We start from the raw sequence: 20,838 nt of genomic DNA, 5'->3' as shown, positions 1-20,838 counted from the left end.
AGACCGATATCGCTCGGTGAGTCGCACTGATCGCGATGGCCCCGTGGGGCGTCCAGCGGGGCGCCTCGTCAGGCGAACCGCCGGCGGCCGATGACCGCTGGGCGGCTTCCGGGCCGCTCCCGGTTGGCGGCCAGGAGCGTGACCAGGACCAATGCCAGCGCAACCGGCCAGCAACGCTGAGCCGTGGTCCAGTCGTCACCTGCCGGAACCGCCCAGGGTGAGTTGCGATCGGTGAAGAACAGGCTCACCACCAGGACGCCGCCCTGCACGGCCGGCCCGGACAGCGCGCCGGTCGCTTCGTCCCGGTAACGGGCGCCGACCGCCGCCGCGGCGACCGGGAGCAACCCGCACACCGCGGCCTGGAGGATCACGAACCCGTGTGGCCAGGTCGCCACCGGGCCGGCGGCATCCCGGACGGCGAGGTAGAGCAGAGTCCAGACCAGTACGGATGGGACGAGCAGCACCATCAGCCGCAGCCACTGCCGCCGCCACCGCGGCGTCGGACTGATCACTGTGGACGCCATCAGGTCCGGCAGCGCGAACCCGGCGGCGGCGCCCAGAACGGCCGCCGCCAGCCGCAACCCGATCACGATCATGGTGGGCGGGGGCTCGGCCAGGAACACCGGCAGCTGAGCCACGACGGCCAGCGCCACCGCCGCGGCGAACGGCCACCACGGCACGGCCCGGATCAGGTGCAGCGTCAACGGCCGGGTCATGTGCAGACCCCGCGGTCGTCCGAGGCGATCGCACCGTCGGCCGGGCCGGCCGGCGGCTCGGTGGGAATCGGTGGCGGCGTGATGGTCACCCCGAGGCCGGCCAGCGCCGTCGACGATGGGTCGAGAACCTCGGACCAGTGGTCGGCGAGGTATCGCGAGACCTCGGCCTGCGGCTTGGCCAGCAGACTCTCCGCGGCTTGGATCTCGGCCTGCCCGTAGCGGGTTCGCGGCAGTGTCCAGTTCTCGCCGGGCGCGATCCGGCCGAGCAGCCACAGGCCGACGACCGCCCGGTGCTGACCCGACGCGTCACAACTGAGCCAGGCGAAGGGCTCCCGCGAGAGAATCCCCAGGGTGGTGGCCACGTAGTCGCGGGCCATCCGGCGCCGTGAGTCCTCGGCCCAGGACCCGATCCGTCCCCAGGTGTCGTCGGTGACCATTTCGGGGTAGCCGGAGACCATCGGCTTCATGTCGTCCATGGTGGCGATCTGCCGGACCGACGGTCGCTGCGCGTCCGGTGGGAGCAGGAGCGCCACCGGTTCGACGGCCTCCCGCCAGTGCTCGATCCATGGCGCGTACCCGGGCAGGGCGCAGTAGCGCACCTCCGCGTGAACCCGGCAGTCGAGCTTGTCCGGGGCGGTCCGTTGCAGCGCCTCGTCGACGTTGCTGAAGTCGGGGGTGATCGCCGCCTCACGCTGAACGGCATAGCCGGCGAACACCGCGGCCACCGTCGCCATCACCAAAGAGGCGCGCCACGCGGCCGGCCAGGACGCCAGCGCGACGATCGCCACCAGCACACCGATCAGGTAGAGCAGGTGCCATCCGTGGGGATAGCGATATCCGAAGTCCCAGACGACGAACGTGACGGGCCAGACGCCGGTGTCCGACCTGCCCATGACGAACGGCACCGAGAGCACGATGAAGATGGCCACCACGGCGAGCGGCCCGGTCGCGGGCCCGGGCAGGAGCCGGCCCGTCACCAGGCCGATCACCGCTCCGGTCGGCGGGATGACGAGGACCACGGCGGCCGCCCAGGGCGCGAACCGCCCGACCGGCCACGTCGGCAGCAGCAACAGCAGCAGAGCCGCGTAGAGAACGGCGCCGGCGAGTATCGCGACCGGCACCACCACGAGCAGCCCGATGCTCCGGCGACCGGGACCGGTGGGCATGGTCCGTGCGGTCTCCACGGCGCGGGCCCGCTGGTCCCGGGCGACCGCCAACTGGGCTGCGAGCAGCAGCGCGGCGCCCAGCACCATGGCCGCCATGCCGCTGTTCTCGTGGAACGTCTCCCAGGTCGGCATCCGGGTCCAGGACCAGGCGAGCCCCAGTCCGATCGACAGCACCAGCCCGCACCAGAGGAAGGGGCTGCGCCACATGCGCCTGGCCTCGGCCCGGGCCAGTGCCATGGTCGCCACCCGCGGCGACGGGACCGGGCGCTCGACCCGCTCGATGGTGATCGTCATCGGGCCACCTCGGCGATCGTGGCCCGGCCCAGCAGCATGAGATATCCGTCCTCGATGGACGGCCGGGCCGCCTCGGCTCCCTCCGGCCGCTGTCCGATGACGCGGTAGAGCCCGTCCGCGTTACGCCAGTAGGCCGCGCTTCCCTCCGGTGGATTCCCGGACAGCCACACCTGCCCGTCAGCGACCCCGGCCAGCTCACGCGGGTTGCCCTCGAAGACCACCCGGCCGCCGCTCATCACCACGACCCGCTCACAGAGCGCTCCGACGTCCTCAGTCTGATGGGTGGAGAGCAGCACAGTCCGGCGTTCGCCGATCCGGGAGATCAGCGCCCGGAACAGCATCCGCTGCTCGGGGTCGAGGCCGACGGTCGGCTCGTCCAGGATCACCAGATCCGGGTCGCCGAGCAGCGCCTGGGCGAGGCCGAGCCGCTGACGCATACCGCCGGAGAGCTTGCGCACCTTCGTCTTCGCTCGGTCAGTGAGCTCCACCTCGTCGAGCACCCGCCGCACCTCGGCGCGCCGCTGCCGCGTGTCGGTCATCTCCTTCAGCACGGCGACATAGTCGAGCAGGTCGTAGGTGGTGAAATTCGGATACAGCCCGGGATTCTGCGGGAGGTAACCGATCCGGCGCCGCACCTCGGTGCGCTGCGCGGGCACGGCGGGGTCGAATCCGTGCACCCGGATCGAACCGCTGTCCGGCCCGAGCGCGGTGGCCAGACACCGCAGCAGGGTGCTCTTGCCGGCCCCGTTGGGGCCCAACAACCCGGTCACGCCGACCCCGATCTCCAGGTCGACGGCTTCGAGTGCGGTCAGCGATCCGTAGCGTTTGGACAGTCCCCGCACGGTGACCGTGGTCATCGGCTCTCCCCCAGGTCGAAGTGGCGTCGCCGCCGGATCAGGACGGCCACGGCGGCGGCCGCCGCGGCGAGGTAGACGAACTGCGCGATCGGACCGAACACGAACGGGATGAAGACCTCGGACCGGTCGCCGAGCACCCAGCACACCCCGGTGAGCCAGAGGCCGCCGAGCGCGACCGCCGCGGCCTGGAGCGACCAGACCGTGGCCAGCGCGAGCGTGCCGGTGCAGAGCAGCAACGCGGGCAGCAGCCAGGCAGCCGCATACCACCCCGGACCGGGCAGCAGGAGCCCGGCGACGCCGGCCAGCGCCGTGGCGGCGCCGATCACCGCGACCGCCCGCCACAGCACCAGGGCCGGACCGGCCGACGGTGTGGTCCCGGTGATCTCGTGCATGGGGTCGACGCCCGAGCCGTAGGCGCCGGAGACCGCGACCACCGGCAGAACCGGGGCGAGGACCAGGAACAACCGGCTCGCTCCACCGGTCTCGCCGGCTGCGGCCAGCCAGGCCGCGATCACCGCGAGGGCGCCGACCGACAGCGTGGCGATCAGCCACGACCAGCGCAGCGCCGGGGTCGCGGTGAGCAGCCGGAACCGGTGCTCGGGCAGGCCCACCCGGGCCAGCAACCGCTGAACGGGGCCGGCCTGCGGCGCGTGGATGCTGTCGAAGACGACCGACCAGTTGCCGGTCAGCCAGGTGATGTCGACCGGAACCCGGCCGCGGCACGTGGCGCAGGCCGACATGTGCGCCTCCACCGCCATGACCCGGCTCGGATTGAGAACGCCCTGCTCATACTGCTGGAGAAGCCCTGGGTCCACGTGCCACTCGCTCATGTCAGCAGCTCCCTCAACCTGATCCGGGCCCGCATCAGCCGGGTCTTGGCGGTGCCCTCCGGAATGCCGAGCAGCTTCGCCGCCTCCCGGACGGTGAGCCCGTCCAGCGCGGTGGCCTCGATCAGGTGGCGCAGCTCGGGTGACAACCGGTCCAGAGCCGGGCCCAGGGCTCCGTGCTCGACGCCGAGCAGGACCAGCTCCTCGGCGGAGGGTGTGGTGGCGATGTCGGGAAGGTCGCCGGAGTCGCCACTCAGCCAGCGGTGCGCCGGACCGCGAAGGGCCGAGACCATGCGCCGAACGGCGATGGTCCAGAGCCAGGCGGCCGCGTCGGCGTGCCTCTCCTCATACCGCCGGGCGTCACCCCAGACCGCGACGAAGGTGTCCTGGATCGCGGCATCGACCACATCGACGTCCGCGCAGCGCCGGCGCAGCCGGGCGCGCAGCCAGCCGGCATGCCGGTGGTGCAGCAGGCGCAGCGCCGCGGTCTGCCCGTCGGCGATGGCGCGCAGCAGGTCAGCGTCGCTGCTCTGCTCGCTGACCGGCGGCACCGGTCGAAATCTTCTCCGTCGCACATCTGGACTATCGCCGATGGCCGCGGATTCGGTTCACGAGAAAACGGCGCCGCTGAAAGCGGCGCCGTTTTGGCAGGTCGAGCGGGGTGAATCAGCTGAGGCCGCCGGGCTCCGGGCCCTTGGCGATCGGCGCCCGGACCAGGTTTCCCCACTCGGTCCAGGAGCCGTCGTAGTTGCGCACCTGCGGGTAGCCGAGCAGGTGCCGCAGCACGAACCAGGTGTGGCTGGACCGCTCGCCGATGCGGCAGTAGGCGATGATGTCGTCCCCCGACTCCAGGCCCAGCTCGTCGCGGTAGATCTTGACGAGGTCGTCGTGCGACTTGAACGTGCCGTCGTCGTTGGCCGCGGACTTCCACGGCTTGCTGACCGCGCCCGGGATGTGGCCGCCACGCAGAGCGCCCTCCTGGGGGTAGGCCTCCATGTGCGTCAGCTCGCCGGTGTACTCCTGCGGTGACCGGACGTCGACCAGGGGCCGCCCGCTGGCGATGTGCCCCATCACCTGGTCACGGAAAGCGCGGATCTCGGCGTCGTTGCGCACCGGAACCGGGTAGTCGGCGGCCGGGCGGACGGTCTTCTCGCGGGTCACCGGACGGCCCTCGGCCACCCACTTCTGCCGGCCGCCGTCGAGCAGCCGCACGTCGCGGTGACCGAACAGACCGAAGACCCACAGCGCGTACGCCGCCCACCAGTTGAAGTTGTCGCCGTAGAAGACGATCGTGTCGTCACGGCCGATGCCCTTGGCCGCGCAGAGGGCCGCGAAGGCCGCCGGGTCCAGGTAGTCCCGGCTGACCTGGTCGTTCAGCTCCAGGTGCCAGTCGACCTTGACCGCCCCGGGGATGTGACCGGTGTCGTAGAGCAGCACGTCCTCGTCCGACTCGACGACGACCAGGCCGGGGGTGTCCAGATTCGCGGCGAGCCACTCGGTGGTGACCAGTTTGTCGGGATGCGCGTACGCCTGCAGCGCCTGCGCCGGATCGTTCGGTACGGACATGCCTGTCACGCTAGCGCCTGTCACTACCTGATCGTGCGGGCTTGCCCCGGCTGTGACGGCGTGACTGTCACCGCTCGCCACCGCCACGTGCGGGGGACCAACACAACGTGATGCCGGTGACAACGAGATAACCGGATGTTTTCGTCGTACCCGGTCCCTAAGCTCGCCTGCATGCTGCTTCGGATGTCCACCTTGCTGCTCAAGACTCTGCGTGAGGAGCCGGCGGACGCGGAGGTGCCGAGTCACCGCCTCCTCGTGCGCGCCGGGTTCGTCCGTCGCGCCGCTCCGGGCGGCTACACCTGGCTGCCACTCGGCAAGCTCGTGCTGGACCGCGTCACCGCCGTGGTCCAGGAGGAGATGTTCGCGGCCGGCGGGCAGGAGGTCTCGTTCCCCGCGCTGCTGCCCCGCGAGCCCTACGAGACCAGTGGCCGCTGGACGGAGTACGGCGACGACATCTTCACCCTCAAGGACCGGCGTGGGGCCGACCATCTGCTCGCGCCCACCCACGAGGAGATGTTCACCCTGCTGGTGCAGGAGATGACCGGGTCGTATCGGGACTTTCCCCTGATCCTGTTCCAGATCCAGACCAAGTTCCGGGACGAGGCCCGTCCCCGGGGTGGGCTGTTGCGTGGTCGCGAGTTCCTGATGAAGGACGCCTATTCGTTCGATCTCACCGATGCCGGGCTCGCCGAGGCGTATGAACGGATGCGCGCCGCCTACCAGCGGATCTTCCACCGGCTCGGGTTGGAGCACACGGTCGTCGCGGCCACCTCCGGCGCCATGGGCGGCTCGGCGTCCGAGGAGTTCCTGGCCGCGGCCGAGGTCGGCGAGGACACCTACGTCGGCTGCACCGCCTGCGACTACGCGGCCAACACCGAGGCCGTGACCACTCCGGCGCCCATCGTGCGACAGCGGACCGCCCCGGCCATGGCGGTGCACGACACACCCGACACGCCGACGATCGCCTCGCTGGTCGATCTGGCCAACGAGCGGGCGCTCGGTGGGCGCACCGACTGGACGGCCGCCGACACGTTGAAGAACGTGGTGGTCATCGTCCAGCATCCGGGCCGCGAACCGGAGCTGCTGGCGATCGGCCTGCCCGGCGACCGTGACGTCGATCTCAAGCGGCTCAACGCCGTCCTGGCCCCGGCCACCGCGGCTCTCTTCGACGACTTCGCGTCGCGGCCCGACCTGGTCAAGGGCTACATCGGCCCGCAGGGCATCAGAATCCGGTATCTGGCCGATCCCCGCGTCGCGACCGGCACGGCTTGGCTGACCGGCGCCAACGAGCCCGGCAAGCACGCGACCGACGTGGTGGCGGGCCGCGACTTCACCCCGGACGGCGTCATCGAGGCGGCCGAGGTGCGGCCCGGCGATCCCTGCCCGGCCTGTGACGCCGGCGCGCTGACCATGCGCCGGGGCATCGAGATCGGGCACATCTTCCAGCTCGGCCGGCGCTACACCGACGCGTTCAAGGTCGATGTGCTCGGCGCCGACGGCAAACCGGTGCGGCCCACCATGGGCTGCTACGGCATCGGCCTGTCCCGGGCGGTGGCGGCGATCGCCGAGCAGCACCACGACGATCGGGGCCTGGTCTGGCCCGCCGCGATCGCCCCGGCCGACGTGCACATCGTCGCGGCCGGCAAGGATGGCCAGGTCGAGGCGGCCCTCACACTCGGGGCCACGCTCTCCCGGGCCGGGCTGCGGGTGCTCGTCGACGACCGGCCCAACGTGTCGGCGGGCGTCAAATTCACGGATGCCGAGCTCATCGGCATCCCACGGTCCGTCGTGGTCGGCCGCCGTCTCTCCGAGGGGTACGTGGAAGTGCGCGACCGGCGCGGTCAGGACCGGCAGGAAGTGCCCCTTGTGGACGTGGCGGGTGTGATCACGGCGGAGGCCGGGTAACCGTGAGATATCGGCAACGGAGGGGTGGTGGCATGGTGAGGCTGGTCGCGGATGCGATGACCCGGCAGGTGGTCTATCTGCCAGAGGACACCCCGCTCGACGAGGCTGCTCAGGTCATGCGCGACCGGGGCATCGGCGATGTGGTGGTGACCAGTGGCCCGACCATGACGGGCATCGTCACCGACCGGGACATCGTGATCCGCGCCATCGCGGAGAATCTGCCACCGGCCACCACGACGCTCGGCGCGATCGCCACCCGGGAGCTGCTCATGGTCGAGCAGAGCGCCTCGGTGGAGGAGGCGGTGCAGGCCATGCGTGAGCGGGGCGTCCGCCGTCTGCTGGTCTGCGACGCCGACCGCAACCTGGTCGGGATTCTCAGCCTGAGCGACATCGCCCTGCTGCCGACCTCAGCCGCTGCCTGAGTGACAGCGCCCTGCTGCCGACCTCAGCCGCTGCTTGAACGACAGCGCCCTGCTGCCGACCTCAGCCACTGTCTGAGCGACAGCGCCTTACTGCCGACCTCAGCCGCTGTCTGAGTGACAGCGCCTCGCTGCCCACCTCAGCCGCCACCTGAGCGGCTCCCGAGCCGACAACGCCAAGGCCCGGTACATCACATCGGGCCACTCTGATCAGCGCGTTAGGGTCGATGGCGTGACTGACATGCCACCGAAGCTGGCCGAGATCGTCGACGAGTTCGCCTCGGCCCCGCGCGAGGTCGTGCTCGAGATGCTGCTGGAGTTCGCCGACGCCGTTCCGCCGCTGCCCGCGGACCTGGCTGGGCACGAGGGCATGGAGCAGGTTCCGGAGTGCCAGACCGCGTTCTTCTTGAAGGCGGTGGTGCAGCCGGACGACACCGTGGTGGCCCATTTCGACTGCCCACCGGAGGCGCCGACCACCCGGGCGTTCGCCGGCATCCTGGCCGAGGGCCTGGCGGGGGCGAGCACCGGGGAGATCCTCGCCGTACCCGATGATCTCTATTCCCGGATGGGGCTGGCCCAGGCGATCAGCCCGTTGCGGGTCCGCGGCGGGACCGCCATTCTGGCCCGCCTCAAGCGCCAGGTCGCCGCCCAGGCTGCCTCGGCTTAAGCCGGAGCGCCAGGTCGCCACCCAAGCGACCCCGGCAGAAACGAAGCGCAAGGTCGCCACCCAAGCGACCCCGGCAGAAACGAAGCGCCAGGTCGCCACCAAGCGACCCTGGCCGATAACCAAGCGCCGGGTCGCCACCCAGGCGACCCCCGGCCGAAACAGAGCGCCGGGTCGCCACCCAAGCGAGACCGGCCGAAACGGAGTGACGTGGATGTTCAGGTTTGGTCCGATGTGGTCTGCCCGTGGTGCTACATCGGGAAGCGGCGGCTGGAGAACGCCCTGGACGCGTTCGAGGGCCCGGTGACGGTCACCTATCGGGCCTATCAACTGGACCCGGCCCCGGTTCCGGATCCCCTCCCGCTCAAGCAGGCGATGGCGGCGAAGTTCGGCGGTCCGGCCCGCGCCGAACAGATGTTCGCGCACGTCACCGGGATCGGCGCCAGCGAGGGCCTGAATCTGCACTTCGACCGGGCAATCGCGGCCAACACCTTCGCGGCGCACCGGTTGATCGCCTGGGCGCAGACACAGGACCGGCAGGCGGACATGCTGGACGCGCTCCAGCGGGCGCACTTCACCGACGGCATCGACATCGGCTCGCTTCCCGCCCTGGCCGCGGTCGCCGGCTCGATCGATCTGGACGGCACCGCCGCGCTCGCCTACCTGGAGACGGACGCCGGCTCGGAGGCGGTCCGGATCGACATGGAGGAGGCACGCGCGCTCCGCATCAGCAGCGTTCCGACCTTCGTGATCGACGGCAAGTACCAGGTACAGGGCGCGCAGGAGACAAAGACGCTCGTCGCCGCCTTCGCGGAGATCGCGCGCCGGGCAGACGTCAACACCGGTCTATGACGTTTCACGTGAAACAGAATCGATAACGGTCACGCCGTAGCGCGGGCCAATCCATCGATCACCTCGGCGCCCGGCAAGGCGCCGAGGGCCGGGCCGGCGATGACGATCTTGCTGTGCCGAACACCGGAGCCGACGACCACGTGCGGAGCGGCGACCACACGGGCGTCGACCAGAATCGGCCACGAGGCGGGGAGCCCGATCGGCGTGATCCCGCCGTACTCCATCCCGGTCAGTGCCACAGCGTCGTCCATCGGCGCGAAACTGGCCTTCCGTACGTCCAGGTGCCGCCGAACCATGCCGTTCACGTCGGCGCGCGTGGTCGCGAGGATGATGCAGGCCGCGTAGCGGGTGACCTCACCGCGGCGCCCGGCCACGATCACGCAGTTGGCGGACTCGGCCAGCCCCACTTCGTACGCCTCACAGAAGGCCGCCGTGTCGGCCAGCCCCGGATCGATCGGCGCGACCAGAACCTGATCGGCGTCGATCGGCGCCTCAGCCGGCCAGACCGTCAGCGCCCCGGCCACCGCCGGCGCGAGCAGATCCGGCCGGGTCTGAGCGATTTCGGTCCGCAGGCTTCCCATCATGACGACATCCTTGCCCAGTCAATCGATCACAACTCGGCGGGGTGCGCCTCAGTCGTAGAAGAACGACTCGAGGTCCTCCATCGACCCGGGCCCGGCCAGAAAGTGCTCGGCGGCCGCGACGGCGTGCTCCGGAGGAGTCCCCGGCCGCCTCAGCCAGATCTCACCCCACTCGGCGACCGCATAGATGCCGGACAACAGTTCCAGCATGCCCGCCGGATGCGGCGGACGATGCCCGACCACGGGCGACAGAGTCCAGCCACCCGCCCGGACGGCCAACCGAAGGACGCCCGCCCAGGCGGCGATTCGCCCCAACCGTAAGCGCACCGGGTCGTCGGTGAACGGCGGCAACCGGCGGCCGTCGTGGAGACACCGGGTGGCGACCGTGATGTCCGCCAGCACCTGCCTCTCCACGGTGTCGCGAACCCAGCGTCCCTCCTGGGATTCGTCGATCGCGGCCACCCACCACTCCCAGGCCGCATCGATCCGTTCCGCCACCTCGTGCATGTCACACAGGTTCGCACCCGCTGTTGCCGTAGCGCTCAACCAGGTAGTCGTCCCAGGTACGCGTGCCCGTGAATCCGGCGGTACCGACCAGGCCACCCTCCCGAACCGCACGGGCCAGACCACCCGGCAGCCGCACCGGCCAGACCGGCCGTCTGCTGCCACGCGCCGCGAGCCAGGGATGGGCCATCTCCCCGAAGGTCAGCACCTGGGGCCCCGCCAGCTCGACGGTCTGTCCGGTGGCCGGTTCGCCGAGAAGATCCCCGATCCGCTCCGCCACGTCCTGGACGTGCACCGGCCGCACCCGGAACCCCGGGTCGACGATGAGCGGCCCCAGCCGGCTGGACACGGTGAAGAAGGTGTCGACCAGCGAGGGGAACTGGGTGGCCCGCAGGATCGTGAACGGCACGCCGGAATCGCGGACAACGGCCTCGGTGGCGAGCTTGGTGCGGTAGTAGCCGAGCGGCACCCGGTCGATCCCGACGATCGACACGTACAGCACGTGCCGTACCCCCGCGGCGGCCGCCGCGACGAGAAGCCGCCGCGTGCCCTCCACGTCCGTCTCCCGCTGCCGGCGGCCCGGCGCCGAGGCCAGGTGCACGATCGCGTCGGCACCGCGTACCGCGTCGTCGAGCCCGTCTCCGCCCGCGAGGTCGGCGGCCACCCATCCCGGCCGTGCCCGCCGGCTCATCGGCCGCACCTGGTGGCCGACGGCGGTCAGGGCGGGCACCCCCGCCGTTCCGAGTGTGCCGCTCGCCCCGGTCACCAGCACTGTCATCGAGTCGCTCATGCGGAAGGGACGAATCATCGCCCGGCATCGTGACGTGCCCTCGATCACGAGGCGGACGGACAATAGACCCAAACCACTTCAGACGTACGCGGATTGGCGGACCACGAAGGCCTGATTTCCGGAAAGCCCTCAGTTTCGTCCGGATCATGCCGAGCATCAGGGATTGTGGAGGACCGCCGAAAGGCCCGTGTGGGGACCGTCAGTGGGCTCGCCCTGCTGACCGGCGCCACCGCGCTCGTCTCCATCGCCGGCGGCCATCATTCGCTCTTCGCCACCCTGCTGCTGGGTCTGCTGGCGGCGATGATGGCGCACGCCCTGGTGGTGGAGGTCCAGCGTCAGGCCCGCCGCCGGTCCCAGGTCATCTGGTACTGGACGGACACGGTCAACGCCGCGCTCCTGTCGATCTGGGCACTGACCGCCGTCGCCACCAGCTGCGCCCCGTTCACGTCCCTGCCGGTACGCATACTCGGCGGCCTCCTGGCCGTGGGCTACGCCGCCGCCTGCATCTACTTCGTGGTGGAGCGGCGCCGCGCCGTGACCGCTCCGTTCCTCCCGGCGCCCGCGCCGTCGGCGGAACCGGAGAACGCCCCGGTGGCAGACTCGACCCCCACGGTCTGATCGGCAAGGGTCGGCAGCACCACCATCAACGGCGGGACCGGCACCCCATTGGTCTCGATCGGCAGCTCGGGAACCGGCAGCCAGTCGACCCCGAGCTGCTCCGGGCCGGAACCGTCATCGCGCCCGACGCGTGGCTCGCCGTCCGCGACACTGACCGCGAAGACCGAGGTCATGCCGGACGGGTAGGGCATCTCCAGCACATAGCGGGCGTCGCTGACGACGAGGCCGGTCTCCTCGAACACCTCGCGCCGCACCGCCTCCTCGGCCGTCTCGCCGGGACGCAGGCCGCCGCCGGGAAGGGTCCACCACTCACCGCCACCGGATCGCCGGCTGCGCTCGTGCACCATCAGCACACGGCCGTCCCGCACGATCACGGCGGCGGCCCGTCTTCGTTCTTCCACGCCATGCAGGCTAACCGCCGGGCCGGTACGCCGCAGGGCTCATTCATTCCTCTGTGGATAACCGGCGCAGCCCAAGACCGGGCAAATGCACATCTACGGCTTCGGAACGGTGACCAGCAGATATGTCCTGTCCCGCAGAAGCTCCGAGGTCAACGCGATGCCGGTGTGCCGGGCCACGAAACCGAGCGCCGCAGCCGTGGGCTCCGTCACGCCCGTACCCCCGAGAAGCCCGGCCGTGGTCAGCTCGGACCGGAACTCGTCCAGCCCGCCGCCCCCGGCCCGCTCCGGCGCCGCCGTGTCGAGGTCCAGCGCGAGGTTCCCGTCCCGGAAGACCATGAGCCGGCCGGGCCCGCCCCCACCTCCCCGGTAGGCGACGACCTCCCCGCCGTCCGCCGACAGCGGCCCCACGATCTGCGAGGTGACACCGAGCGACCCGTTGTCCTCCACCAGGACCGACCAGTCACCGACACTGGCGATCCCGATGAAGAACCGCTTCGGGTCACCCGTCTCCCCGTCCCCGGGCCCGACGACCCGGTGCCACTCGACCCGCTCCAGCTCGTCGCCACCGAGCCGCTCGATCAGGGCGTACGGCTTGATGCCCCGAACCAGGGTGAAACAGAACCCGTGGCTGAGGTCGGCACTACGAGCCGGCCAGCCGTAGTCGGCCTCCGGCCCGGCCGACGGAAGAGGCTCGGCGTAACCCGGGCGGCCACAGCCGGCCAGCCCGAGAAGTGCGATCAGGGAGAGGGCGGAGCGGCGATTCACCGCGCCAGTAGATCAAAGATCGTGCAAATCCGTCGCCCGCCTACCGGTTGACGCCAGTCGACCAACCGTTGATGGACGGCGCGAATCAGGCGTTCCATGCTCACCTCATCGCTGACCGGCGTGATCTGCGTCGCGTCGAAGTCCACAGTGACCACGACGTCGCCGACCCGAAACGCTGCCACCCGGTCCTCCTACATGCTAGCCCTGGCCAACGGCGGCAACGACGCCCTGCTGGTCGGATAGGCAGACGGCATCGTGGGCCACCGCCAGCGGTGCGGGCCGCCGGCCGCCGCACCAGAAAGCCCACTCGCGGCGGGCTCATCGGCCGGTTGCGGCACGAACAGAGAACGCCGCCCGGAATCCCCGGACGGCGCGCGAAAGGTGGTGGAGCCCAGGGGACTTGAACCCCTAACCCCCGCCTTGCAAAGGCGGTGCTCTGCCAGTTGAGCTAGGGCCCCGTGACCCGCTATCGCAGGTCGGGAGCAGTGGTCGCCTCGTGCCACAGAGCACGCTCGTCGCTGGAGGCCTTGACCTTCTTGACCACCAGAGCGGCGACACCGACGACACCGGCAATGATGAGGAGCTTCTTCAGCACTGAACTGCTACCCCCTAGGCACCGCTCGGAAAGGGACGGTGAATGACAAGTGGCCCCGACTCACGTCATCTCGTGAGTGGGGCCTCTCAGTCACCCGTGGGGCTAGCTGGAATCGAACCAGCGACCTCAGAGTTATCAGCTCTGCGCTCTAACCGACTGAGCTATAGCCCCTCACCTGCGGACTGAACGTTACCGCATCGGGTTGCGGGCTTCCAAAGCGGGGTGCCCGCAACCCGATGCGTTTCGTCAGTCTCGCTCGGCCAGTGTCAGCTCGATTCCACCGACCAGGTCGGCGCAGACGTTGTAGATGAACGCGCTCAGCGTGGCCAGCGCGGTGAACAGCACCACGTTGACCGCGCCGATCAGCATCGACGTGCCGATGACGCCCCAGGCGGTGATCTTGAACGTGCCGTCGGACGACGTCTCGCTGCCACCGCTGGCGGTGACCAGGTCCTGGAGGTTGCCGTTGACCGAGCTCCACACGCCCATGGTGTCCAGGGCGAGGTAGAGCACCGAGGTGGCGACCACCACGACGATGAAGAGCACGATCGACACGGCGAACGAGAACTTCATCACCGACCAGGGGTCGATCCGCTTCAGGTTCAGCCGGGCGCGACGGGGGCCGCGCGCGGCCGCCGACGACACCGTTGAGCGGGCCGAGCGGACCGCTTCCGAGACACGGGCGGCCCCGACCGCTGCCGCACCCCCGGCCGTGGGCGCGGCCGGAGAGGCGCCGGTCCGCTGTTTCGCGGCTCCGGACGCGGCCGGCGCCGCGGACGCGGGCGCGGTGGTGGGTCGCGGCGCGGCGCTCGGGCTCGCGCCGGGAGCGGTTCCCGGGGTACGCCCGGCGGGCGTCCCAGGAGCGGCGCCCTTGCCCTTGGTGACGACCGGCACCGAGGCCGAGCCCTTCACCCCGGACTGCGCACCCGGCCGTTTGTCCGCGCCGTCACTGCTGCCGGCGGCCGGTTCGCCCGGCGGCGGGGCCATGCCCGGCGCGCGGGTGAACTTGGGCGCGGACGGGGCATCGGCGGGGACAGCGGCGCGCCCTGTGGTCTCACGACCGTTCGAGGCGGCGCTGTCCTTCTTAGCCGCATCGTCCGGAGTCGCTGAGCTCCCCGGGCCCCCCGACTTCGCCTGTGTCTCCGGCATCAACTAGTCCTGTTCGTCAGGCTCGTCGGCATTGCGAGCAAGCGCCACGATGGTTACACCTTCAGGGAGGTCCATCAGCTTGACCCCCATTGTGTTCCGATCCCGTGTGCGCCGTACAGGCTTCACGGGAGTCCGGATGACACCACCATTGCTGGTGATGGCAAACAGTTCATCCTCCGGGCTGATCACCAGAGCGCCGACAAGTCCACCACGACGCTCCGTGATCTTGGCGGTCAGCACCCCCTTACCGCCACGCCCCTGCACCGGATACTCCTCGATGGGCGTGCGTTTCGCATACCCACCGTCGGTGGCGACCAACACATCCATCCCCTCACGGACGACTTCCATCGCGAGGAGCTCGTCGTTCTCGCCGAACCGCATGCCGATCACACCGGACGTGGCCCGCCCCATCGGGCGCAGGGCCTCGTCGGTGGCGTTGAACCGGATGGCCTGGGCCTTCTTGGAGACCAGCAACAGGTCGTCCTCCGAAGCCACCAGGGCCGCGCCCACCAATTCGTCATCCTCCCGCAGGTTGATGGCGATGATGCCACCGCTGCGGTTGGAGTCAAATTCCTCCAGGCGGGTCTTCTTCACGAGCCCATTCTTAGTGGCGAGCACAAGGTGCGGCGCCACCTGGTAGTTCGGGATCTGGATGACCTGCGCGATGTGCTCGTCCGGCTGGAAGGCCAGCAGGTTCGCGACGTGCTGTCCCTTGGCCACCCGGTTGGCCTCGGGCAGCTCGTACGCCTTCGCCCGGTAGACCCGGCCCTTGTTCGTGAAGAACAGGATCCAGTCGTGGGTCGAGATGACGAAGAAGTGCGAAACGATGTCGTCCTGCCGCAGGGACGCGCCGCTCACGCCCTTGCCGCCGCGCTTCTGCGACCGGTACATGTCGACCTTGGTGCGCTTGGCGTAGCCGGTCCGTGTGATGGTCACCACAACGTCTTCCCGGGCGATGAGGTCCTCCATGGAGACCTCGCCGTCGAACGGGATGATCTGGGTGCGCCGGTCGTCCCCGAACTTCTGAACGATCTCGGCCAGCTCCTCCGAGACGATCGCCCGCTGCCGCTCCGGCTTCGCCAGGATGTCCTTGAAGTCGGCGATCTCCAGCTCGATCTTCGCGAGCTCGTCGACGATCCGCTGGCGTTCCAGGGCGGCCAGCCGGCGCAGCTGCATGTCGAGGATCGCGGTCGCCTGGACCTCGTCGACGTCGAGCAGCTGCATCAGGCCCTGACGCGAGTCCTCCACCGTGGGTGAGCGCCGGATCAGGGCGATGACCTCGTCCAACATGTCCAGCGCCTTGGCCAGGCCGCGCAGGATGTGCGCGCGCTCCTCGGCCTTGCGCAGCCGGAACGCGGTCCGCCGCTGGATGACCTCGATCTGGTGCTCGACGTAGTAGCGGATGAACTGGGCGAGGTTCAGCGTGCGGGGCACGCCGTCGACCAGCGCCAGCATGTTCGCGCCGAACGTCTCCTGGAGCTGGGTGTGCTTGTAGAGGTTGTTCAGCACCACCTTGGCGACCGCGTCGCGCTTGAGCACGAGGATCAGGCGCATACCGGTACGGCCGGAGGACTCGTCCCGGATGTCCGCGATACCGGTAAGTTTGCCCTCTTTGACCAGCTCCGCAATGCGCTCGGCCAAATTGTCCGGGTTCACCTGGTACGGCAACTCGGTCACCACGAGGCAGGGCCGGCCGCGCTGGTCCTCCTCGACCTCGACCACCGCGCGCATCCGGATGGAGCCACGGCCGGTCCGGTACGCCTCGGTGATCGCGGTCTGCCCGACGATCAGGCCGTACGTCGGGAAGTCCGGGCCCTTCACGATCTCGAGCATCGCCTCGAGCGCGGTCGCCTCGTCCGACTCGGGGTTGTCGAGCTGCCACTGCACGGCCGCCGCGATCTCGCGCAGGTTGTGCGGCGGGATCTTGGTGGCCATGCCGACCGCGATGCCCTCGGACCCGTTGACCAGCAGGTTCGGGAACCGGGCCGGCAGGATCGTCGGCTCCTTGGTCCGCCCGTCGTAGTTGTCCTGCATGTCGACGGTGTCCTCGTCGATGTCCCGCAGCATCTCCATGGCGAGCGGGGACAGCTTCGACTCGGTGTACCGCATGGCGGCCGGCGGGTCGTTGCCCGGCGAGCCGAAGTTGCCGTTGCCGTCGATCAGCGGGTACCGCAGCGACCAGATCTGGCCCATCCGGACCAGGGCGTCGTAGATCGACGAGTCACCGTGCGGGTGGTAGTTGCCCATCACGTCGCCGACGACGCGGGCGCACTTCACGTACCCGCGGTCCGGACGGAAGCCGGCGTCGTACATCGCGTAAAGGATCTTGCGGTGCACCGGCTTGAGGCCGTCACGGACGTCGGGCAGCGCACGGCCGACGATCACGCTCATCGCGTAGTCGAGGTACGAACGCTGCATCTCGACCTCGAGGCCGACCGGCTCGACCCGCTGGGTCACACCGCCGCCGGCGTCGTCCTGGATCTCGTCGCCGTCGGGGGGCTCGGGAGTGTCAGTCACTTTTAACCCTTACTCAAGGTGATGCCAGGCAAATACGACCAGAACGGGCATATAGCTGTGGATAACGTTGTGGAAATGCGGTGCAAGCTGTGGATACGGCTCCCCGGACTCAGATGTCCAGGAACCTGACGTCCTTGGCGTTGCGTTGAATGAACGACCGCCGCGCCTCCACGTCCTCACCCATCAGCACGCTGAACAGTTCGTCGGCCACCGCGGCGTCGTCGAGCGTCACCTGGCGCAGGGTGCGGGTGTCCGGGTTCATCGTGGTGTCCCACAGCTCGTGGAAGTTCATCTCGCCGAGACCCTTGAACCGCTGGATGTCGTCCGGCTTGGCATTCGCCTTCTTCTGCTGGCGCAGCGCGATCAGGCCGTCCCGCTCGCGGTCGGAGTACGCGTACTGCGCGTCGTCGCCCCGCTTGTTCCACTTGATCTTGTAGAGCGGCGGCGAGGCCAGGTACACGTGCCCCTGCTCGACCAGCGGCCGCATGAAGCGGAACAGCAGAGTGAGCAGCAGGGTCTGGATGTGCTGGCCGTCGACGTCGGCGTCGGCCATCAGGATGATCTTGTGGTACCGCAGCTTCGAGATGTCGAACTCGTCGTGGATGCCGGTGCCCATGGCCGTGATCAGCGCCTGGACCTCGTTGTTCTTGAGCACCCGGTCGATCCGGGCCTTCTCCACGTTGAGGATCTTGCCGCGGATCGGCAGGATCGCCTGGATGCGGCTCTCCCGGCCGGACTTGGCCGAACCGCCGGCCGAGTCGCCCTCGACGATGAACAGCTCGGTCTCACGCGGGTCGGTGGACTGGCAGTCGGCCAGCTTGCCCGGCATCGAGCCGGACTCCAGCAGCGACTTGCGCCGGGCCAGCTTGCGGGCCTGCTGCGCGGCGATCCGGGCGCGGGCCGCCTGGTCCGCCTTCGTGATGATCAGCTTGGCGTCCGCCGGGTTGCGGTCGAACCAGTCGGCGAGCTGCTCGTTGGCGACCTTCTGCACGAAGCTCTTCATGTCGGTGTTGCCGAGCTTCGTCTTGGTCTGGCCCTCGAACTGCGGCTCCCGCAGGGTCACCGAGATGATCGCGGCGAGGCCCTCACGGATGTCCTCACCGGACAGTTTCTGATCGCCCTTGAGGAACTTCTTCTCGATACCGTACTTGTTGACGATCGTGGTCAGCGCGGCACGGAAACCCTCCTCGTGGGTACCGCCCTCATGCGTGTTGATGCGGTTCGCGAAGGTGTAGACCGACTCGCCGTACGACTCGTTCCACTGCATCGCGACCTCGACGCCCATACCGGCGTCGTTGTCCTCGGCGGCGAACTCGATCACGGTCTTGTGGATGGCGCTCTTCGTGGCGTTCAGGTGCCGGACGAAGTCGGAGATGCCGCCCGCGTACATGAAGGTGACCTTGCGGGGCTCACCGTTCTCATCGGCGAACTCGGTCCGCAGATCGGTGAAGTTGATGGTCAGGCCCCGGTTGAGGAACGCCATCTCCTGAAGCCGGCGGTAGATCGTCTGGAAGTCGAACTCGACGGTCTCGAAGATGTCCGGATCCGGCCAGAACTGCACGGTCGAGCCGGAATATTCGGTCGGCTCGCCCTTCACCAGCTCGCTGGGCACGGAGTGGTCGTACTTCTGGCGCCAGAAGAAGCCGTCCTTCTGGATCTCCACGGCCATCCTCGTCGAGAGCGCGTTCACCACGGACACGCCGACACCGTGCAGACCGCCGGAGACCTTGTAGGCCTGACCGTCGAACTTGCCACCCGCGTGCAGCACGGTCAGCGCGACCTCGACACCCGGCTTCTTCAGCTGCGGGTGCAGGTCGACCGGAAAGCCACGGCCGTTGTCGGTGACCGAGACGCCGCCGTCGGCGAGCAGGACCACGTCGATGGTGTCGCAGTAGCCGGCCAGCGCCTCGTCGACGGCGTTGTCCACGACCTCCCAGACCAGGTGGTGCAGACCACGCTCACCGGTGGAGCCGATGTACATACCGGGACGCTTGCGGACCGCTTCAAGGCCTTCGAGCACGGTGATCGACCCGGCACCGTATTCCTGCTGATTCTCTGACACCCTCGGCCACTTTCTCGCGCCGGGCCGGAACGGCCCCGCAACGGGGTTGGCGGGCCGGCCCGGCGACGACATGGGCACGCACGAGGACCGGAGATGACCCCGCGGGGAGGAGCGGACCACCGGTGGAACCATGCGCGCCGGTCGCCGCGGACCGCCCGCGGATCGTGATCGGCTGGAAAAACCGCATAGCGTGACGAGGCAGGCTGGCAGGGGGGCCGGCCCGACCGTCAAGCACAGTTTTCCCGGTCGCTGTCGATTCTACTCCGCCGGAACGAATCGGCGAGGGTCCGGCACCCCTTCAGGGTGCCTGAGAGTGCCGTAGCGCGATTTGAGGCGCTACCCAGGTAATCCCCTACACGCCACTGGTGCCCCGCGCAATGGCAAACGCTGCGGCAGTTTCGCCGCTCGGGCGCGCCTGCGATGCCCGGCCCGCACTCACTGCCACACTGCTCGACAACGTCCCGCGGCCGTGTCGTAACCTCGCCCGCGCGGGCCGGAGACGGCCGGGTGGTCGCAGGGCAGGTCGAGGAGGGGTGGCCCCGGATGGCGCACGACAAGGGCCTGGACAACGTCGCGGTGCACTGGCCGCGGACGAACCAGTACTACGATCCGGTGGCTCCCGCCGAGTTCGTCGACTTCGGAGCGATCGCCGACCGGCCCGAGATCGCCGCGCCCACCGGCGCGCTGGCGCTGCACATCGCCAAGACCGGCACGGTCCGCGCCACCGCGTACACCGAGCTCATCGATCTTCTCCTGGGCCTGGAGGGGGTGCTCTACGCCACCGAGGCGGCGGCCGAGGACGAGGACCCGGTCATCGACCCGGACGGCTGCGCCTGGATCGCCGGCGGCCTGGAACGGTTCGTCGAGGGCCACGAGAAGCACGGCGACCTGGTCACCTTCGACACCGTCACGGACGTCATGCGTACCGCGATCTCCGCCGGCCGGCTCGCCGAGCAGCAGCTGCGCTGGCTGGACCAGCGGCTCGCGGCCCTGCGCGACGACGCCGGCAACTCGCCGCACTGGAGCTTCGCGCGGACCGAACTGGCCGTGCTGGCCGGTTTCTACCGCCGCTGCGCCGACCGCGGATTCGCGGTGTTCGCCGACTACTGAGAACCGGCACGCGGGTGGCGGATCAACCAGGTCACGCCACTCGCCACCACCAGCACGACCAGCACCGAACCGGCCCAGAAGATCTGGGACCGATCGGCGCTCTCGATCTCCACACCGGTCGCCAGCAGCTCGTTGCCGTCACACGAGTTCGTCCGGTCGTCGTTGGCGTACACCCGGTACCGCCCGCCCTCGACGAACGTGTATCCACAGGACGCCTCGTCCTTCTCGGTAGCCAACGTCACCGTGTCGCCCAGGTCGCCCTTGAGCACCGATTCGACCGTGAACCGGACGTCGACCCGTGCATCCCACAGGTCGCCGTCGACCTCCTGGACCACCCCGACGAAGGCGGTCTCGGCCTGCTCCAGCGGGTCGAAACCGGTCGCGCAGGAGCACGCCCACGCGGGCCGCGCGGCCACCGGAACCGGGGCGAGCACCAGCAACATCAGGACCAGGATCCGGCGCACATGCGTGATCATGCGG

General features: G+C 69.5%; 23 protein-coding genes and 2 tRNA genes. 6 read left to right on the top strand and 19 right to left on the bottom strand.

Going from position 1 to position 20,838, the window contains the following annotated elements; translation table 11 throughout:
• Window positions 1-68 precede the first annotated feature (68 nt).
• The 6 genes from J5X75_RS31320 to J5X75_RS31295 form a co-directional block, all read right to left on the bottom strand.
• Window positions 69-716, bottom strand: a complete 648-nt coding sequence (locus tag J5X75_RS31320; protein ID WP_208471142.1) for a hypothetical protein — start codon at window positions 714-716, stop codon at window positions 69-71.
• Complete coding sequence (locus J5X75_RS31315; protein ID WP_208471141.1) at window positions 713-2,176, bottom strand: hypothetical protein; 1,464 nt, start codon at window positions 2,174-2,176, stop codon at window positions 713-715. Before J5X75_RS31315 ends, J5X75_RS31320 begins: the two co-directional genes overlap by 4 nt.
• On the bottom strand, window positions 2,173-3,033 hold the full coding sequence (locus tag J5X75_RS31310; RefSeq protein WP_208471140.1) for an ABC transporter ATP-binding protein: 861 nt from the start codon (window positions 3,031-3,033) through the stop codon (window positions 2,173-2,175). The genes J5X75_RS31315 and J5X75_RS31310 overlap by 4 nt, the downstream gene beginning before the upstream one ends.
• Window positions 3,030-3,863: a cupin domain-containing protein gene (locus tag J5X75_RS31305; RefSeq protein ID WP_208471139.1), complete on the bottom strand. Its 834-nt coding sequence runs from the start codon at window positions 3,861-3,863 to the stop codon at window positions 3,030-3,032. The genes J5X75_RS31310 and J5X75_RS31305 overlap by 4 nt, the downstream gene beginning before the upstream one ends.
• Window positions 3,860-4,411: an RNA polymerase sigma factor gene (locus J5X75_RS31300; protein WP_307798372.1), complete on the bottom strand. Its 552-nt coding sequence runs from the start codon at window positions 4,409-4,411 to the stop codon at window positions 3,860-3,862. The genes J5X75_RS31305 and J5X75_RS31300 overlap by 4 nt, the downstream gene beginning before the upstream one ends.
• A gap of 115 nt (window positions 4,412-4,526) precedes the next feature.
• Window positions 4,527-5,426: a sulfurtransferase gene (locus J5X75_RS31295; protein ID WP_208471138.1), complete on the bottom strand. Its 900-nt coding sequence runs from the start codon at window positions 5,424-5,426 to the stop codon at window positions 4,527-4,529.
• Window positions 5,427-5,597: 171 nt separating this feature from the next.
• Between J5X75_RS31295 and J5X75_RS31290 the strand changes: the two genes are divergently transcribed.
• From J5X75_RS31290 to J5X75_RS31275, 4 genes are all read left to right on the top strand, one after another.
• The gene (locus tag J5X75_RS31290) at window positions 5,598-7,331 is read left to right on the top strand and encodes a proline--tRNA ligase (RefSeq protein ID WP_208471137.1); all 1,734 of its coding nucleotides are present in this window, start codon (window positions 5,598-5,600) and stop codon (window positions 7,329-7,331) included.
• Between the two features lie 32 nt (window positions 7,332-7,363).
• Entirely contained in the window at window positions 7,364-7,753 is a 390-nt protein-coding gene (locus J5X75_RS31285) for a CBS domain-containing protein (RefSeq protein ID WP_208471136.1), read from the top strand.
• Between the two features lie 229 nt (window positions 7,754-7,982).
• Window positions 7,983-8,417, top strand: coding sequence for a SufE family protein (locus J5X75_RS31280; RefSeq protein ID WP_208471135.1), 435 nt, complete (start codon window positions 7,983-7,985; stop codon window positions 8,415-8,417).
• Between the two features lie 207 nt (window positions 8,418-8,624).
• Complete coding sequence (locus J5X75_RS31275) at window positions 8,625-9,266, top strand: DsbA family oxidoreductase (protein ID WP_208471134.1); 642 nt, start codon at window positions 8,625-8,627, stop codon at window positions 9,264-9,266.
• A gap of 29 nt (window positions 9,267-9,295) precedes the next feature.
• On the opposite strand, the gene J5X75_RS31270 is transcribed toward J5X75_RS31275, so the two are convergent.
• Genes J5X75_RS31270 through J5X75_RS31260 form a run of 3 tightly spaced genes read right to left on the bottom strand, consistent with a single transcriptional unit; the run spans window position 9,296 to window position 11,159 of the window.
• A complete protein-coding gene (locus J5X75_RS31270) occupies window positions 9,296-9,847 on the bottom strand; it encodes a YbaK/EbsC family protein (protein WP_208471281.1) in 552 nt (183 codons plus the stop codon).
• Window positions 9,848-9,898: 51 nt separating this feature from the next.
• Complete coding sequence (locus J5X75_RS31265; protein ID WP_208471133.1) at window positions 9,899-10,354, bottom strand: hypothetical protein; 456 nt, start codon at window positions 10,352-10,354, stop codon at window positions 9,899-9,901.
• Between the two features lies 1 nt (window position 10,355).
• The gene (locus J5X75_RS31260; protein ID WP_238490174.1) at window positions 10,356-11,159 is read right to left on the bottom strand and encodes an SDR family oxidoreductase; all 804 of its coding nucleotides are present in this window, start codon (window positions 11,157-11,159) and stop codon (window positions 10,356-10,358) included.
• Window positions 11,160-11,306: 147 nt separating this feature from the next.
• Between J5X75_RS31260 and J5X75_RS31255 the strand changes: the two genes are divergently transcribed.
• On the top strand, window positions 11,307-11,759 hold the full coding sequence (locus J5X75_RS31255; RefSeq protein ID WP_208471132.1) for a hypothetical protein: 453 nt from the start codon (window positions 11,307-11,309) through the stop codon (window positions 11,757-11,759).
• Here J5X75_RS31255 and J5X75_RS31250 read toward each other — a convergent pair.
• The 9 genes from J5X75_RS31250 to gyrB all read right to left on the bottom strand — a co-directional run bounded on the left by J5X75_RS31250 (window position 11,648) and on the right by gyrB (window position 19,248).
• A complete protein-coding gene (locus J5X75_RS31250; RefSeq protein WP_307798370.1) occupies window positions 11,648-12,160 on the bottom strand; it encodes an NUDIX domain-containing protein in 513 nt (170 codons plus the stop codon). The two genes, J5X75_RS31255 and J5X75_RS31250, sit on opposite strands and share 112 nt — an antisense overlap.
• Before the next feature lie 93 nt (window positions 12,161-12,253).
• Window positions 12,254-12,925, bottom strand: coding sequence for a DUF6461 domain-containing protein (locus J5X75_RS31245; RefSeq protein WP_208471131.1), 672 nt, complete (start codon window positions 12,923-12,925; stop codon window positions 12,254-12,256).
• Complete coding sequence (locus J5X75_RS31240) at window positions 12,922-13,107, bottom strand: hypothetical protein (protein WP_208471130.1); 186 nt, start codon at window positions 13,105-13,107, stop codon at window positions 12,922-12,924. Before J5X75_RS31240 ends, J5X75_RS31245 begins: the two co-directional genes overlap by 4 nt.
• 200 nt (window positions 13,108-13,307) lie before the next feature.
• Window positions 13,308-13,383, bottom strand: a tRNA-Ala gene (locus J5X75_RS31235).
• An 8-nt stretch (window positions 13,384-13,391) separates the two neighbouring features.
• Window positions 13,392-13,520, bottom strand: coding sequence for a DLW-39 family protein (locus J5X75_RS44800; RefSeq protein WP_211304171.1), 129 nt, complete (start codon window positions 13,518-13,520; stop codon window positions 13,392-13,394).
• Window positions 13,521-13,617: 97 nt separating this feature from the next.
• A tRNA-Ile gene (locus J5X75_RS31230) sits at window positions 13,618-13,691 on the bottom strand.
• A gap of 75 nt (window positions 13,692-13,766) precedes the next feature.
• Window positions 13,767-14,669, bottom strand: a complete 903-nt coding sequence (locus tag J5X75_RS31225) for a DUF3566 domain-containing protein (RefSeq protein WP_208471129.1) — start codon at window positions 14,667-14,669, stop codon at window positions 13,767-13,769.
• Between the two features lie 3 nt (window positions 14,670-14,672).
• The gene (gene gyrA, locus J5X75_RS31220) at window positions 14,673-17,186 is read right to left on the bottom strand and encodes a DNA gyrase subunit A (RefSeq protein WP_208471128.1); all 2,514 of its coding nucleotides are present in this window, start codon (window positions 17,184-17,186) and stop codon (window positions 14,673-14,675) included.
• A 109-nt stretch (window positions 17,187-17,295) separates the two neighbouring features.
• Window positions 17,296-19,248: a DNA topoisomerase (ATP-hydrolyzing) subunit B gene (gyrB, locus tag J5X75_RS31215; protein WP_208471127.1), complete on the bottom strand. Its 1,953-nt coding sequence runs from the start codon at window positions 19,246-19,248 to the stop codon at window positions 17,296-17,298.
• A gap of 543 nt (window positions 19,249-19,791) precedes the next feature.
• Between gyrB and J5X75_RS31210 the strand changes: the two genes are divergently transcribed.
• Window positions 19,792-20,358 (top strand): hypothetical protein, encoded by a 567-nt coding sequence (locus J5X75_RS31210; protein ID WP_183225828.1) that lies wholly within the window; start codon window positions 19,792-19,794, stop codon window positions 20,356-20,358.
• On the opposite strand, the gene J5X75_RS31205 is transcribed toward J5X75_RS31210, so the two are convergent.
• A complete protein-coding gene (locus J5X75_RS31205; RefSeq protein ID WP_208471126.1) occupies window positions 20,352-20,822 on the bottom strand; it encodes a hypothetical protein in 471 nt (156 codons plus the stop codon). The two genes, J5X75_RS31210 and J5X75_RS31205, sit on opposite strands and share 7 nt — an antisense overlap.
• Between the last annotated feature and the right edge of the window lie 16 nt (window positions 20,823-20,838).

Source organism: Actinoplanes flavus (assembly GCF_017592555.1).
Classification (GTDB): domain Bacteria; phylum Actinomycetota; class Actinomycetes; order Mycobacteriales; family Micromonosporaceae; genus Actinoplanes; species Actinoplanes flavus.
The sequence above is the reverse complement of the archived record's forward strand: the minus strand, read 5'-3'. Positions and strand labels throughout refer to the sequence as shown.